General features: G+C 76.0%; 12 protein-coding genes. 6 read left to right on the top strand and 6 right to left on the bottom strand.

Annotation, left to right across the window (positions count from 1 at the left end):
- Window positions 1-8: 8 nt before the first annotated feature.
- The 3 genes from ACFCZN_RS00360 to ACFCZN_RS00350 all read right to left on the bottom strand — a co-directional run bounded on the left by ACFCZN_RS00360 (window position 9) and on the right by ACFCZN_RS00350 (window position 4,419).
- The gene (locus ACFCZN_RS00360; RefSeq protein WP_430555454.1) at window positions 9-887 is read right to left on the bottom strand and encodes a LysR family transcriptional regulator; all 879 of its coding nucleotides are present in this window, start codon (window positions 885-887) and stop codon (window positions 9-11) included.
- Window positions 888-1,258: 371 nt separating this feature from the next.
- Window positions 1,259-3,493 carry a SpoIIE family protein phosphatase gene (locus tag ACFCZN_RS00355; RefSeq protein WP_430555453.1) on the bottom strand — a complete coding sequence of 745 codons (2,235 nt, stop codon included), beginning with the start codon at window positions 3,491-3,493 and terminating at the stop codon, window positions 1,259-1,261.
- 98 nt (window positions 3,494-3,591) lie between these two features.
- Entirely contained in the window at window positions 3,592-4,419 is an 828-nt protein-coding gene (locus ACFCZN_RS00350; RefSeq protein ID WP_429763080.1) for a CPBP family glutamic-type intramembrane protease, read from the bottom strand.
- A 92-nt stretch (window positions 4,420-4,511) separates the two neighbouring features.
- Between ACFCZN_RS00350 and ACFCZN_RS00345 the strand changes: the two genes are divergently transcribed.
- Window positions 4,512-6,326, top strand: coding sequence for a SpoIIE family protein phosphatase (locus ACFCZN_RS00345; RefSeq protein WP_430555452.1), 1,815 nt, complete (start codon window positions 4,512-4,514; stop codon window positions 6,324-6,326).
- 17 nt (window positions 6,327-6,343) lie between these two features.
- Here the strand turns inward: ACFCZN_RS00345 and ACFCZN_RS00340 are convergent, their stop codons facing one another.
- The gene (locus ACFCZN_RS00340; RefSeq protein ID WP_429763078.1) at window positions 6,344-6,991 is read right to left on the bottom strand and encodes a heme oxygenase (biliverdin-producing); all 648 of its coding nucleotides are present in this window, start codon (window positions 6,989-6,991) and stop codon (window positions 6,344-6,346) included.
- Between the two features lie 183 nt (window positions 6,992-7,174).
- Here ACFCZN_RS00340 and ACFCZN_RS00335 point away from each other — a divergent pair, with 183 nt between their 5' ends.
- The 4 genes from ACFCZN_RS00335 (at window position 7,175) to ACFCZN_RS00320 (ending at window position 11,287) form a co-directional block, all read left to right on the top strand.
- Window positions 7,175-7,804 (top strand): DinB family protein, encoded by a 630-nt coding sequence (locus ACFCZN_RS00335; RefSeq protein WP_430555451.1) that lies wholly within the window; start codon window positions 7,175-7,177, stop codon window positions 7,802-7,804.
- Window positions 7,801-8,223, top strand: a complete 423-nt coding sequence (locus ACFCZN_RS00330; RefSeq protein ID WP_430555450.1) for a VOC family protein — start codon at window positions 7,801-7,803, stop codon at window positions 8,221-8,223. Before ACFCZN_RS00335 ends, ACFCZN_RS00330 begins: the two co-directional genes overlap by 4 nt.
- 48 nt (window positions 8,224-8,271) lie before the next feature.
- A complete protein-coding gene (gene rlmC / locus ACFCZN_RS00325) occupies window positions 8,272-9,525 on the top strand; it encodes a 23S rRNA (uracil(747)-C(5))-methyltransferase RlmC (RefSeq protein WP_430555449.1) in 1,254 nt (417 codons plus the stop codon).
- A gap of 130 nt (window positions 9,526-9,655) precedes the next feature.
- Window positions 9,656-11,287 (top strand): M20/M25/M40 family metallo-hydrolase, encoded by a 1,632-nt coding sequence (locus ACFCZN_RS00320; protein ID WP_430555448.1) that lies wholly within the window; start codon window positions 9,656-9,658, stop codon window positions 11,285-11,287.
- Between the two features lie 72 nt (window positions 11,288-11,359).
- Here the strand turns inward: ACFCZN_RS00320 and ACFCZN_RS00315 are convergent, their stop codons facing one another.
- The gene (locus ACFCZN_RS00315; RefSeq protein WP_430555447.1) at window positions 11,360-12,811 is read right to left on the bottom strand and encodes a zf-HC2 domain-containing protein; all 1,452 of its coding nucleotides are present in this window, start codon (window positions 12,809-12,811) and stop codon (window positions 11,360-11,362) included.
- A gap of 196 nt (window positions 12,812-13,007) precedes the next feature.
- Window positions 13,008-14,210, bottom strand: a complete 1,203-nt coding sequence (locus ACFCZN_RS00310) for a hypothetical protein (protein WP_430555446.1) — start codon at window positions 14,208-14,210, stop codon at window positions 13,008-13,010.
- A 159-nt stretch (window positions 14,211-14,369) separates the two neighbouring features.
- Here ACFCZN_RS00310 and ACFCZN_RS00305 point away from each other — a divergent pair, with 159 nt between their 5' ends.
- A complete protein-coding gene (locus tag ACFCZN_RS00305) occupies window positions 14,370-15,011 on the top strand; it encodes an HAD family hydrolase (protein WP_430555445.1) in 642 nt (213 codons plus the stop codon).
- Window positions 15,012-15,064: the final 53 nt, after the last annotated feature.

Here is a 15,064-nt window from a genome sequence, read left to right as displayed (position 1 = left end):
GGGTCGGCTCACCCCTCGCGGGCGACCTCCGCGACGAAGGCCCGCACCGGCGCGGTCGCGTCGGAGGAGCGCCGCACCAGCGCCCAGCGCACCGCAGGCGCGCCGTCGAGCGGGAGGTACCTGACGCCCGGCCACGGGAAGTAGCGGCGGCCCTCGTCGGGCACCGGGCACACCACCTTCCCCGCGGCGACGAGGGCGAGGATCTCCTGGTAGGTGGCGGCGGCCGGTCCGCGCGGGACCTCCCGCCCGGCCGGCGTCCGCTCGGGCAGGACGCCGGCCAGCCACGCCGGCGGCGCCGCCCCGCGGACCGCGGGCACGGCGTGCTCGGCGAGCGCCTCGACGTCGACCCGCCCCGCCGCCGCGAGCGGGTGGTCCGTCGCCACCAGGAGCCGCAGCGGCTCGGACCGCAGCACGGGGCCGACGGTGAGGTCGGGCTCCTCGACAGGGAGCCACGTCGTCAGGAGGTCGACGTCGCCGCGCCGCAGCGCGGCGAACGGGTCGCTGAAGACGACCTCGCGGAAGCGCAGCTCGACGTCGGGGTGCCGCGCCCGGAACCGGGCGAGGTCGGGCTCCAGCTCGTGCGCCTGCCCACCCATGAAGCCGAGCGTCAGCGTGCCGGCCACGCGCCGCGCCGCGACCGTGGCGACGGCGACGGCGGCGCCGATGCCCTCGTATGCGGGGCGCAGGCCCGCGCGCAGCACCTCACCCACGGGGGTGAGCTCGACCTTGCGGCTGGTGCGCTCGAACAGCGGCGCCCCGACGGCCCGCTCCTGCTTGCGGATCGACTGGCTCACGAGCGACACCGAGACGTGCAGCCGTTCCGCCGTCCGGCCGAAGTGCAGCTCCTCCGCGAGGGTCAGGAAGATCTCGATCTCACGCAGCTCCACGCCCCGTCCCACCCCTCGCCGCCGTGCCCCCCTCGGCCCGGGGCGACCGATCGTTGACCCGGGGTGAACGAGCGTAGCCGGATCGGCCGTTGATCCGTGCCGGGGCCACGGCGAGCCTGGGAACGGCCGCGAGGGCCGACCGCACCACGCCCAGGAGGACCACCATGCGCCCACCCTTCGTCGCCGAGCACGGCTCGTCGAACGCCCGGGTCGACGGCGGCCCGCGCCGGCACGAGCGCCCGCTGCACCGGCCCGCCCCCGCGCGCCGCCTGCCTCCGGCGTCGGTCCGGCGGCGCCGCCGGACCGCGAGTGCGAGTGCGAGTGCGAGTGCGAGTGCGAGTGAGGGTGGCGACGACGACGGGGCGTCTCCGTCAGCGGCGGCCCAGGGCCGTCACCATGAGCATCGTGGAGTCGTCGTCGGACTCGAGCCCGGCGAGCTTGTGCTCGATCACCTCGAGGTCGCGGGTGAGCCCCACGGTGGAGCGCAGGTCCTCCAGCCGCTCCGTGAGCCGCGTGCCGCGTCGTTCCACGAGGCCGTCGGTGTAGAGGAGCAGGGACTCGCCCGGCACGAGGTCGATCCGCCCGGCACGCACGGCCGCGCGCATCGCCCCGACCGGCGGGTTGCGGACCACCTCGACCAACCGCGCGCCGTCCGCGTCTGCGACGACCGGCGGCAGGTGCCCGGCGCAGACGTAGTCGACGCCGCCCGTGCCGGTCTCGGGGTCTACGTCGAGGATGCCGACCAGCAGCGTGGCCATGTCGTCGGTGAGGAGCGTCCGGGCGAGGCGGTCCAGGCCGGCCGCCGCCGTCGCGACGTCACGGTGCTCGAGCAGCAAGGAGCGCAGGCCGTTGCGCAGCTGGGTCATCGCCGACGCGGCGGGCAGCCCGTGCCCGGCGACGTCCCCGATGACGAGGGCGGTGCGGCCGTCGGGCAGCTCGAACGCGTCGTACCAGTCGCCCCCGACCCGGCCGCCGTCCGCGGGCCGGTAGCGGGCCTCGAGCCGCCACCCCGGCAGGGTCGGCAGCTCCGCCGGCAGCGAGGAGTGCTGGAGCACCAGCGCCGCGCCCAGGTCGGGCCGGGACCGCCGGTACAGGAGCTCGACGATGGTCCGGCGCGCCACGAGGGCCGCGCGGACGTCATGGTCCGACCACGGCTCGCAGGTGCCGTGCACGGCCTCGCGCCACGCCGCGAACGACCGTCGCGGGCCCACGCGCACGACCGCGCCGCTCTCGTCCCGGTCGACCGTCTTCTCGTGCGGGTCGCCGCCCCACGTGACCTCGCGCGCGACCTCGCTGCGGAACAGGGCGAGCAGGTCCCCGTCGGGCAGCGGGGCGACGAGCGCGCCCGCGACGTCGCCCAGGCGGTCGGCCAGCCCCGGGTGCTCGGCCCGCAGGTCGTGCGACGCGTACACCGGCTCCGTGCCGCCGTCCCTGCGGGGCCGCGCCGTCCGCCGCACGGCGTCGACCACGGCCTCGGGCTCGTCCGGGACCAGCCCGACCGTGGCCGTCGCGTCGCCGGTGCGGACCATCGCGCCGTCGGCGCCGAGGATGCGCAGCAGCCCCGGCTGCGCGACGGCGTCGGCCACCGGGTCGTCCTCCGCCCGGACCAGCGCCTCGAGCGCACGGGAGACCTCGCGGGCGTGCTGCGCGTCGTCCGCGGCGGCACGCACCACCATCTGCAGGGACAGCCCCGCCGCGAGCGCCTCGGCCGCCGCGCGGACCTCGAGCGACGGCGTGTGCGGGCCGGCGACGTGGTGGCACGCGACCATCCCCCACAGCCGCCCGCCCCGCAGCAGCGAGATCGACATCGAGGCGGCGACCCCCATGTTCCGCAGGTACTCGACGTGCACCGGCGACACCGCCCGCAGGCCGGCGAACGAGAGGTCGGTCGGCTCTCCGGCGGCCGGCAGCAGCGCGGGCACCAGGGGCCGGGGCACGGACGCGACGTCGTGGATGAGGCGCAGCCAGCTCTTCTCGTAGAGGGCGCGCGCCTGGGGCGGGATGTCGCCGGCCGGGTACCGGTGTCCGAGGAAGGGCTCGAGGTCGGCGCGCCGCGCCTCGCCCACGACCTGGCCGTGGTGGTCCTCGTCGAACCGGTACACCATCACCCGGTCGAAGCCCGTCACCTCCCGCACCCCGCGCGCCGTGAGGTCGTACAGCTCGTCCAGCGAGCCGGCCGTCGCCGCCTGGCCGAGCACGGTGTACGCGGCGCGGTACGGCTCCGCCGGGTCGGCGGCCTGGTCCGCGAGCGGCTCGAGCTCGACGACCACGGCGCCCTGCGGGTTGCGGTGGGTCGACGCGACCCACGTGCGGCCGTCCAGCGTCACCCGCCGGAGACCGTCCGCGAGCGGCCCGCCCTCGGTGACGTCCTCGAGCCGCAGGGCCGCCACGGCCTCGGCGCCGAGCACCGCGGTCAGGGGCCGGCCGAGGACGTCGGCCGGCTGCGGGCCGATCAGCTCGGGCAGCGTGGCCGAGGCCTGCACCACCACGTCGTCGCGCAGCACGAGCAGCACCCCGCGGGGCTGCACCGAGCCGGGCACGTGGATGGGTTCCGCGGCACAGGTGTCGAGAGCGTCGTCGTCCGGGCCGTGCTCTGGGTCCTGCATGTCGTCCACCCGTCCGGGCTCGTCACCGCTGGCTGCCGCGTCTTGGCATGGGCGCACCCTTCCACGGCCCGCACGCCCGCCACAAATGACGACCGGGGTCAGGGGGCGGTGACGAAGACGTCGAAGAGCTCCGGGTGGTGGCCGTGCACCAGCACGGCGAAGACGACGGCGTCGAACAGCAGGTGCACGGTCACGACGTACGGAAGGCTCTTGTAGCGGGCGAAGATCCACCCCTGCACCAGGGCGAACGGCACGGTGAGCAGCGGCCCCCACTCGCGGTAGCCGAGCTCCCACAGGAAGGACACGAAGATCGCGGCCTGCAGCACGTTCGCCGTCCACAGCCCGAAGTGGCGGCGCAGCAGCGCGAACACCGTGCACACGAAGAACAGCTCGTCCCAGATGCCGACGGCGTTGACGCCGACGAACAGCCGGGCGACGTCCTGCCCGCTCTCGAGCGCCGGCCAGTTGAGGTAGGCGCCCGAGCCCAGGAAGTACCACGGCAGCACGAGGTAGCCGACCGCCACCACGACGACGAGGTACACGTACTGCCCGCGCGTCCAGCGGCGGCCCGTCGCGACGGGGAACCGCACCGCCCCCGCGCCGTCGTCGTCGCGGAACCAGTACCGCGACGCCGCCCACGGCACCAGCACCGCGAGGGACAGAACGACGGCGAACCGCGCGATCCCGGCGTCGGACAGGTCCGCCTCGAGGGAGATCGTCGAGATGATGCCGAGCGCGACGGCGATCAGCGCGAGGTCGCGGCCCAGCCGCCGGTCGACGAGCAGGCCCAGCGCGACGCCGGCCACGAGCGGCACGTAGGCGAGCGGGCGCACGTGCACCGCGAACAGCAGCACGGCCGACGCGGACACGAGGGCGGCGGCCAGGATCCGCGGCAGCGCGGCGGGGGCACGGCGGGTGACGTCCATCGTTCGGCGAGGATATCCGGCGGCCTGCGTGGAAGAATCCGGGGCATGGTCGCGGGTCGCGGAGCGCAGAGCCCTGCCGAGGGTGCGCGCCCGTGACGCCACGCTCCCCCGGCAGGACGGTTCCGGCCCAGGACGCCCCGAGGACGGGCGCCGTGCAGGACGCCCCGGGGACGGGCGCGGTGCAGGCGCTCGTGGCGGCCGGGCTCGCCCGGCCGGTCGCGGACGAGTCGTTCGACCGCTTCGCGCGGCTCGTGCAGCGCCAGCTCGGCGTCCCCACCGCCCTCGTGACGCTCGTGCTCCCGGACGCCCAGGTGTACCCCGGCGCGCTCGGGCTGCCGGACCCGTTCCAGGCCACCCGGCGCACCACGCTCACCGAGCCGCTGTGCGGCGAGACGATCCGCTCCGGCCAGCCCCTCGTCGTCGAGGACCTGCGTGCGGACCCGCGCTTCGCGAGCCGGGAGACGGTCACCGAGCTCGGCATGGGGTCGTACGCGGGCTTCCCGATCTTCGACCGGCACGGCACCGCCGTCGGCACGGTGTGCGCGCTGGACACCGAGGCGCACGCGTGGAGCGCCACGGACCTCGCCACCCTGGCCGACCTGGCCGCCGCCTGCACCGCCGAGCTGCGTCTGCGCCTCGAGCGGCAGCGCGCGCACCGCATCCAGCAGGTGGCGGTGCATGCCACGCGCCGCACCCGCATGCTGCTCGACCTCACCGACAGGTTCGCCGCCGCGACCACACTCGACGAGATCGTGGACGCGCTGCGCACGTCGGGACCCGGGCTGGGCACCGTGTGGGCCGCGCTCGCGCTCGCGGAGCCCGGCGGGTCCGGCCTCACCCTCGTGGAGCGCGACGGCGCCTACCCCTACCTGCCGCGGCACTGGCGCCTCGACGACCCGGCGGTGGCGGCAGTCGCCCGCGCCCGCCGGTCCGCGTTCTACCGGGACGGCGCGGCCGCCCTGCGCGCCCAGCCCACCTGGGCGCCGTGGATCGACCCGTCGCTCGGCGGCCTCGCGCTGGTGCCGATGGTGGTGGACGACCGGCTGCTCGGCGTCGTCGTCCTGCTGTGGCGCGGCCCGCACGAGCACGACGACGAGAGCCGCCGCACGGCCGCCACGCTCGCGTCGTGCGTGGCGCAGGCACTGGTGCGCATCCGCGTGCTGGAGGACCGGCACCGGGTCGCCACCACGCTGCAGGCCGCGATGCTCACCGACCTGCCCCGCGTGCCGTACCTGGAGCTCGCGTCGACCTACGCGTCCGCGACCCGCACGGACAAGGTGGGCGGCGACTGGTACGACGCGGTGGAGCTCGACCCGCGCTCGACCGTGCTGATGATCGGCGACGTGACCGGGCACGACATGCAGGCCGCCGCCCGCATGGGCCAGCTGCGCGCCATGCTGCGCACCCTCGCGTGGTGCCAGGACGCCCCGCCGGCGCGGCTCCTGCGCGAGCTGGACCGCGCCAACCGCGGGCTCGGGCTGACCGCCAGCGGCACCGCCGTCGTCGCACGCCTGGACCGCACCGGCCGCGGCGAACCGGGCAGCGGCGACGACCGGTGCCGGCTGTGGTGGGCCAGCGCCGGGCACCCGCGGCCGGTCGTGCTGCGCGCCGACGGGAGCGTGCACGAGCTCGACGGCCGCCCCGACCTCATGCTGGGCGTCGACCCGTCGGTCGTGCGCCGCGACCACGCGGCCGAGCTCGGCCCCGGCGACACCCTGCTGCTGTACACGGACGGTCTCGTGGAGTCGCGCACCGCGACGTTCGCCGCCCGCGCCGCGGACCTGCGCGCCGTCCTGGCGGACCTGCACGGCAGCCCGACGGCGGATCTGCCGCAGCGGCTCGTCGACCGGATGGTGCACGGCCGGCAGCGCGACGACGTGGCCGTGCTCGTCGCCCGGGTCCGCTGACCCGGGCCGGCAGTCCGTCAGGGGTGCGCGACGCCGAGCTCGACGAACATCGCGCGGTTGAGGCGGAACGCCTCCTGCGCCTCGGAGACGGCGAGCTCGACCTCGGTGTCGTCGAGGTCGAGCCCGTCGAGGCGCTCGCGGTACACGTCCTTGAACGGCTTGGCCTTGGGGATCTCGGGGAAGTCGTAGAACTCCAGGCCCGCCGCGCCCATGCCGTAGTGGCGCTGCATCATCCGCTGGATGACCTGGCCGCCCGAGAGGTCGCCGAGGTAACGCGTGTAGGCGTGCGCCGCATAGCAGGCGACGTCGCCGCCGACGGCGTCGAGCCGCGCGACGTAGCGCTCGGTCGCGGGCAGCACCCGCACGACGTCACGCCATCCGGCGCCGTGCAGGTGGGCGAGGTCCCGCTCGATGGCGGGCACGCGGGTGAGCTCGTCGAAGACCAGGGCGGCGCCGCGCTCGTCCTGCCGCATCCGCTCGCTCGCCTGCTCGAGCGCCGTGTAGACGGCGAGCTGCTGCGCGGCGAGGTCGGCGTACGCGGCGACGTCGAGCCCGCCCGACAGGAGCCGTTCGACGAAGCCCTCGGACTCCGCCTGCGTGTGCTCGGCGCGCGTGCCCTCGCGCAGTCGGGTCGAGAGCGCGGCAACGTCCGCGAGCACCGTCATGGGACCTCCAGCATCGGGTGTCGTGCCAGGCCATGGACGACCGGCAGGTACCGAGGTAGTGACAGCTCGTCACGACCTGGCGTCACCATAACAGCCCAGGTAAGGGTTGCCTACCCTGATCCCGCACGATGGTCGGCGGGACTCGCCGCGCCGGCTGTCGGTGCCGTCCGGCACGCTGGGCCGATGACGACGAGCGAGCTGCCCCCGGACGCCAAGACCGTGCTGCACCGCTACCTGCGCTCCGCGCGCGAGGCCTTGCTGTGGAAGCTGGAGGGGCTGTCGGAGCGAGAGGCACGGATGCCCCGCACGCCGACCGGCACCAACCTCCTCGGGCTGGTCAAGCACGCCGCCACGGTGGAGATCGGCTACTTCGGCGACGTCTTCGGCCGCCCCTGGCCGCGTCCCGAGGACGCGCCGTGGCTGGCCGCGGCCGACGCCCCCGACGCCGACGCGGACGCGCTCCAGGCGGAGTTCTTCGCCACCGAGGACGAGTCGGTCGAGCAGGTCGTCGGCCTGTACCGGCAGGTGTGGGACTTCGCCGACGCCACCATCGACGCCCTGCCGCTGGACGCGCCCGGGCACGTCTGGTGGTGGCGCGAGGGGAACCGCGACGTCACGCTGCACCAGATCCTCGTGCACGTCTCCACCGAGCTGAGCCGGCACGCCGGCCACGCCGACATCCTCCGGGAGGAGGCCGACGGTGCCGTGGGGATGCGGGCCGGCAACGACAACCTCGCCGACGGCTTCGACTACGCCGCGTTCACTACCAGGCTGCGCGGCATCGCCGAGCGGTTCCCCGGGGCAGCCCGATGAGCGCCCCGGACGTCCCCACGATCCGGCAGGTCGTGCTCGACACCACCGACGCGCGTCGGCTCGCGGAGTTCTACCGCGAGCTCTTCGGGCTCGCGTACCGCGCCGGCGACGAGCCACCCGGTCCCGGGCAGCCGGACGAGCGCGGTGCCGACTGGCTGGTGCTGCGGAACCCGGGCGGCGTGCCGCTCGCGTTCCAGCAGGTGCCGTCGCTGCCGCCGACCACCTGGCCCGACGACGGCGTGCCGCAGCAGCTGCACCTCGACGCGACCGTGCCGGACGTCGCCGCGCTGGACCGCCAGGACGAGCGCGCCCTCGCGCTCGGTGCGCGGCTCCTGCTCGACCGGTCCGACGACCCGGAGGAGCCGCTGCGGGTCTACGCCGACCCTGCGGGCCACCCGTTCTGCCTCTTCGTGGGCTGAGGACGCCGCGGCGCCCACCGGGGTCGGGCCGCAGGGGACAATGGGCGGGTGCAGTGCCCCCACTTCGACGCCGGCCGCTGCCACTCGTGCACCCTCCTCGCGACGCCGTACCCCACGCAGGTGGACGAGAAGGTGGCGCACGTGCGCGCGCTGCTCGCCGACGGCCGCATCGACTGGCTCCCCTCCGTCACCGGCCCGGAGTCCGGGTTCCGCAACAAGGCGAAGATGGTGGTCAGCGGCACCGTCGAGGAGCCGGTGCTCGGCATCCTCGGGTCGGCGGCGGGCCCGTTCGCCGGCCAGGGGATCGACCTCACCGACTGCGGTCTGTACCCGCCCGCGCTGCAGGAGTCGTTCCCCGTCCTGGCCGCGCTGATCACGCGGGCGCGGCTGCAGCCCTACGACGCGACGTCGCCGTCGCGCGGGGCACGCCGCCGCGAGACGCCGCGCGAGTCCGCGTGGCGGGGCGAGCTCAAGCACGTGCTCGTCACCCTCTCCCCGGACGGCGAGCTCATGGTGCGGTTCGTGCTGCGCAGCCAGGAGCCCGTGGCGCGCCTGCGCAAGCACCTGCCGTGGCTGCTCGACGAGCTGCCGCAGGTCGCCGTGGTGAGCGTCAACGTGCAGCCGGTGCACGCCGCCGTCCTCGAGGGCGACCTGGAGATCGTGCTCACCGAGCGGCAGGCGCTGCCGATGCGCGTCGGCGCGGACGGCATCACGCTGCACCTGCGCCCGCAGAGCTTCTTCCAGACCAACACCGCCGTCGCCACCGCCCTGTACGCGCAGGCCCGGGCGTGGGTGGACGAGGTGGCGCCCGCGTCCCTGTGGGACCTCTACTGCGGCGTCGGCGGCTTCGCGCTGCACTGCGCCGCTCCCGGGCGCGCCGTCACCGGGATCGAGATCTCCGCGGAGGCCGTGACGAGCGCGGGCGCGACCCGTGACGGGCTCGCCGCGCTGCCCGCGGACGCCGTCGTCGCCGGGCACGACGCCGCGTGGTGGGCCGACGCCGTGGCCGGCGTCCGTTTCGCCGCCGGCGACGCCACCGAGCTCGTGCCCGGGTCCCCGCGCGACGGCGTCGCCCCCGAGCTGGTGGTCGTCAACCCGCCGCGGCGCGGCATCGGCGCCGACCTGTCCCGGCGGCTCGAGGAGTCCGCCGTCGGGCACGTGCTCTACTCCAGCTGCAACGCCGTCACGCTGGCCGAGGACCTCGCGCGGATGCCCTCGCTGCGTCCGACCCGCGCGCGCCTGCTCGACATGTTCCCGCAGACCAGCCACTACGAGGTGCTCGTCCTGCTCGAGCGCGGCTGAGGGACGTCGCACCCCAGGGGTTTCCTGCAGCGCCTCCCGGGCCTACGCTCGCGCCATCCGCACCCCGCAGCGTCGCGCCGTGCGTCGTGAGCCCGACCCGGGCCGCGGGGTCACCACCAGGAGGTCGACCGTGAGAACAAGGACGTTCAGCACGGCCGTCGCGACCGCAGCCCTCGGCGGGCTCGTCGTCGCGGCGTCCCTCACCCCCACGGCGACGGCGGCACCCGCCGTCGCCACCGGCCGGCACGGCACCCACGTGCCGGGCCCCGACCTGTCGAAGAAGGTCACCGGCGAGCGAGTCTTCCGGCACCTCGAGGCGTTCCAGGAGATCGCCGACGACAACGACGGCAACCGCGCCGCCGGCACCCCCGGCTACGAGGCGTCGGCGCGGTACGTCGAGAAGACCCTGCGCAAGGCCGGGTACCAGCCGGAGCGGCAGTACTTCGAGTTCGACACCTTCGACGTGCTCGACCTGTCGGTCACCGTCCCCGGCGTCGAGTTCGACCCCGTGCCGATGACGTACTCGACATCCACGCCCGACGACGGCGTCACCGCGGCCGCGGTGCAGCCCGCGATCGCCGACGGCTGCCCGGCCAGCGACGACCCCGAGGCACCCCACGACGACTCGTGGGCCGGCGTCGACGCCACCGGCAAGATCGCCGTCGTGCAGCGCGGGGCGTGCGCGTTCGCCGCGAAGGCGCTCGCGGCCGGTGAGGCCGGCGCCGCCGGGCTCATCATCTACAACAACACCGACGGCGCCCTCAACGGGACGCTGGGCGAGCGCAACGACGGCTACGCGCCCACCGTGGGCGTCACGCAGGCGGAGGGCGCAGCCATCGTCGCGGCGATCGAGGCCGACCCCGCGCTGCAGGTCTCGTTCGACCTCCAGGCGGTGATCGGCACCGCCGAGACGTTCAACGTCATCGCGGAGACGAAGCGCGGGCGGCACGACAACGTGGTCATGCTGGGCGCGCACCTCGACGGTGTGCCGGAGGGCCCGGGCATCAACGACAACGGCACCGGCTCCGCGGCGATCCTCGAGACCGCCGTCCAGCTCAACAAGAAGAGCGCCAAGCTCAACAACGCCGTGCGGTTCGCGTGGTGGGGCGCCGAGGAGCTCGGGCTGGTCGGGTCGGCGCACTACGTCGACGACCTCGTGACGAACGACCCGGAGGGGCTCGAGGACATCGCGACCTACCTCAACTTCGACATGGTCGGCTCGCCGAACTACACGATCGGCGTGTACGACGCGAACGAGTCGACGTTCCCCGCCCCCGTGACGGTGCCCGAGGGCTCCGTCGCGACCGAAGCCGTGTTCACGGACTACTTCGACGGGATCGACCAGGCCTGGGTGGACTCGGAGTTCTCCGGCCGCTCCGACTACGACGCGTTCATCAGCAACGGCATCCCCGCCTCCGGCCTGTTCACCGGCGCGGACGCGATCAAGACGGAGGAGGAGGCCGCGGTCTTCGGCGGCGTCGCCGGCGAGGCCCTCGACCAGAACTACCACTCCGAGGGCGACGACCTGTCGAACGTGAGCCTCGAGGCGCTGGACATCATGTCCCGCGCGATCGGGCACGCCGCGCAGCAGCTGGCGTGGAGCACCGAGGCCGTCAACGGCGTCCAGCCCGGTCGGCCGTGCCACGGCCACGGACACGGGAACGGTCACGGACACGGGAACGGTCACGGACATGGGAACGGCCACGGGAACGGTCACGGCGAGGGTCACCACCGCGGGGCGCACGGCTTCGCCACGCGCTGACCTCAGCCGACCTGCACCGCACGCCGGTCGAGCCTGTCGGGACCCGGTCCCGGCGGGCTCGACCTGCGTCGGTCAGCAGGACCAGATCCACGCCGGCCAGTTGTAGGTGCGCTTGACGGTCACGCCGGGGTCGACCCCGGGCGGTGCCTCGACCGTGACCGTCAGCTCGCCGACGTCGTTGCGCCACGACGCCACGTACCAGCCGCCGTCGCACTGCTTGGCCCGGAGCCAGCGGCGGTCCTCGGCGACCTTGACGACGGTCGCGTCCGGGTCGGTCGTCGTGACCGCGTCGACGCCGCGCAGACCGGACGTGGTGACGGTGACCGTCGTCCGCACGGGGGTCGGCGTCGGGGTGGGGGTGGGTGTCGGGGTGGGTGTGGTGGGTGCCGTCGGCGTCGAGGTCGGCGTGGAGGGCGACGGGCTGGGCGACGTCGTCGGCGAGGGGCTGGCGGAGCCGGACGGCGGCGGGGACGGCGTCGGCTCGGCCTCCGGGTCGCTGGGCTCCGGCGACGACGGCGTGCCGGGCCGGGTGCCCGGCGGCGGGCCGGTCGGCGTGGTGCCCGGCGCCGTCGGATCGGTCGTCGGGGCCGTCGTCGGGTCGTCGGTCACCGGCGGCGCCGAGGGGTCCTCGGACGGAGCCGGCTCGGCGGAGGTGGACGCGCTCGGCTCGGGCTCGGGCGGGGCGTCGGGCGAGGCCGTGTCACCGGGCGCCGGGGCGGGCACCGCCGACGACGGCGTCGGACCGGGCGCGGGCGGAGCCGCCGCCGGCCCGCCGACCCCGCCGCTCAGGGCCACCGCGACGGCCGCGACCGCGACCCCCGCCACGGTGCCCGCGCCGATCATCCCGGCCTTGCCGAACTGGCCCAGCCGCAGCGCGAGCGCCCGCACCCACTCCCCGGCCGCGAGCAGCGCGGCCCCGACCGGCCCGGACCACGCGATCGCCCCGGTGCCCGTCGTGCCGGCGCCGAGCGCGCCGACGACCACGGGGGCGCCCGCGACGACCCCGGCCGCCGTGCCCGCGAGCAGCAGGGGGCCGGCGTCGCGCACCGCCCAGCCGGCCTCGCGCACGTCGACGAAGGCGCGCATGCAGCCCTGGCAGCCGAAGAGGTGCGCCTCGAGCACGGTGCGGCGCGGGGGCGACAGCCGGTGCCGCACGTAGGAGTGCAGCGACTGCCTCGTGTCGAGGCAGCCGGGCGGGCACGCACGGGCGTGGGCCTCGGCGAACGCGGCGCCGAGCCGCTCCTCGGCCTGGCGCAGGCGGCGCAGCACCGCGCGGGCGTGCATGCCCAGCTCCGTGGCGATCGCCGAGAGCTCGCGGCCGACGACGTGCCTGTCCCACAGCAGCCGCTGGTCGTCGTGGGGCAGCGTCGCGAGCACCGTACGGAGCACCGCGGGGTCGACCGTGCCGGCGGCCCCCGGGGCGTCGTCGCGCCCGTCCGCCGCGGCCGCGGCGCGCATCTTCCGGATGGCGTCGTCGACGGCGCCCCGGCGCGCGGGGGCGTCGCCGTCGTGGATCGCGGCCACGCGACGCCCCCGTCCTGCCGATGCTCGTCCGTGCCCGTCGTCGCGGGCCGTCCAGGGCGCGCGGCACGGGCGCGCCGGGGGACATGATCGCAGCGGCCCACGGGTCGATGGCAAATCCCCTGCCCCGAGGGGTGCGCGGCGCGGTGACGCCCGCCGGGGCCGCGGAACGGAACGGTCCGCGAACCGGCACGTCGAGCTACTCCGTGGGCGGGTCGGTCTCGTCCGTGGGCTCCGGATCGGGGGTCGCGGTCGGCGTGGGCGTCGGCGTCGCGGAGACCGTCGGGGTCGGCGTCGGCGTGGGCTTCTCCGTGGGCTTCTGCGGGGGCTCCGACGGCGCCGTGTCGGAGGGCTCGGGGTCGGGGTCACCGGCCGACGTGCCGGGGCCGTCCGTCGACGGATCCGACGTGGACGACCCGGACGACCCTGTCGACGGTGAGCTCGACGACGAGGCCGGCTCGTCGCGCCCGGGCGACGACGCGGGCGACGTCGACGGGTCGGACGTCGCGGCGTCGTCGTCCGACGACGCGGCCGGCGAGGGCTCGCCCGACGGCGTCGCCGACGGGTCCACGGACGGCGTCGGCCCCGTGCTCGGGCCGTCGTCGCGGGACGCCGACGACGGGGTCGCCCCGGGCGACGTCGCGCCGGCGGGCGCCGTCCCCAGGACGGTCGCCCCCGGGGACGAGCCGGTCTCCGGGGCCGCGGGCGCCGCGTCGCCGCTGCCGAGCGCGATCGCGACGGCCGCCACGGCGACGCACGCGACCGTGCCCGCGACGATCAGCCAGCTCTGCCGGCGCGCGGGCCGCGGGGCGGCGCCCGCCGCAGTGCCGGACGCCGGGTCGGACGAGGTCTCCGCGGCCGCCACGACCGCGACCGCGGGAGGGTGCCACCCGCCCGCGAGCAGCCGCGGCCCGGCGTCCCGCAGCGCCCAGGCGGGCTCGCGCACGTCGACGAACGCCCGCAGGCAGGCGGCGCAGTCGAGGAGGTGGTCCTCGACCCCGGTCTCCTGCCCGGCCGCGAGCCGGCCCTGGACCAGGTCGAGGAGAGCCCGCCGCGTCCCGGCGCAGGCCGGCGGGCAGCCCGGCGCGTGCGCGTCGGCGAGTGCGGCCGCGAGGCCCTGCTCCACCTGCGGCAGGAGGCGGGCCGCCGCGCGGGGGTGCGTGCCGAGCGCGGCGGCGACGGCGGACGGCTCCTGCCGCTGCACGTGCGTCGCCCACAGGAGTCGCTGGTCGTCGGGCGAGAGAGTCACGAGGGCGGTGCGCAGCACCTGGGGGTCCGCGGTCCCGGCCGCGCCGGGCGCTCCCCCGCGCCCGGCGGCCGCGGCGGCGACCCGCATCCGCCGGATCGCGTCGTCGACATAGCCCGCGCGCGCCGGCGCGTCGTCACCGCCGGTCTCGGTCACGGTGCCCCCGTCCCTGGGTCTCCAGCGGCGCGCGGACGGCGCGCTCGCGGGGCTCATGATGGCAGCGCACCCCAGGGTTCCGGCAAGCCCCCGACCAGGCAGGTCTCAGGGGGCGGGACGACGGTGACGCCCGCGCGGAGGTGGAGCAGGCTCGGGGGCGTGAAGGAGTACGTGCTCTTCGACCACGACGGCGTCCTGGTGGACACCGAGCCCTGGTACTACCGGGCCGGGGAGCGGGCCCTCGCGGACGTCGGTTTCACGCAGGACCGGGGCCGGTACCTGCGCGACATGCACCACGGCCAGGCCACCTGGGCCCAGGCGCGGGCCGCCGGGATCGACGAGGCCACGATCGACCGCCAACGGCCGGTCCGCGACCGCTACTACCAGGAGTACCTGCGCACGGAGGCCATCGAGATCGACGGCGTCCTCGACGTCCTGGCGGCGCTGGCGCCGCACGTCCGCATGGCGATCGTGACGACGTCACGTCGCGTGGACTTCGACCTCATCCACGAGGGCCGCGACATCCTGCCGTTCATGGACGTCGTCCTCGTGCGCGAGGACTACGTGCGCGCCAAGCCGCACCCGGAGCCGTACCTGACCGCCCTGCGGGCCCTCGGGGCCGCGCCGGAGGAGGCGCTGGTCGTCGAGGACTCGTCGCGGGGCCTCGCCGCCGCGGTCGCGGCGGGCATCGACTGCGCCGTCGTCCACCACGACTTCACGGCCTCGCAGGACTTCTCGGCCGCCACCCACCGGATCCGCACCCTCGCGGAGCTCCCGGCCCTCGTGCGCGACGGCGCGTGACCGTCGCCGGCAGCCGTGGCCGCCCCCGGGGAGCGGGCGGCCACGGTCGGGGC

Source organism: Isoptericola sp. NPDC056134, assembly GCF_042264825.1.
GTDB lineage: Bacteria > Actinomycetota > Actinomycetes > Actinomycetales > Cellulomonadaceae > Isoptericola > Isoptericola nanjingensis.
This window is presented reverse-complemented; position numbering and strand designations above follow the sequence as displayed.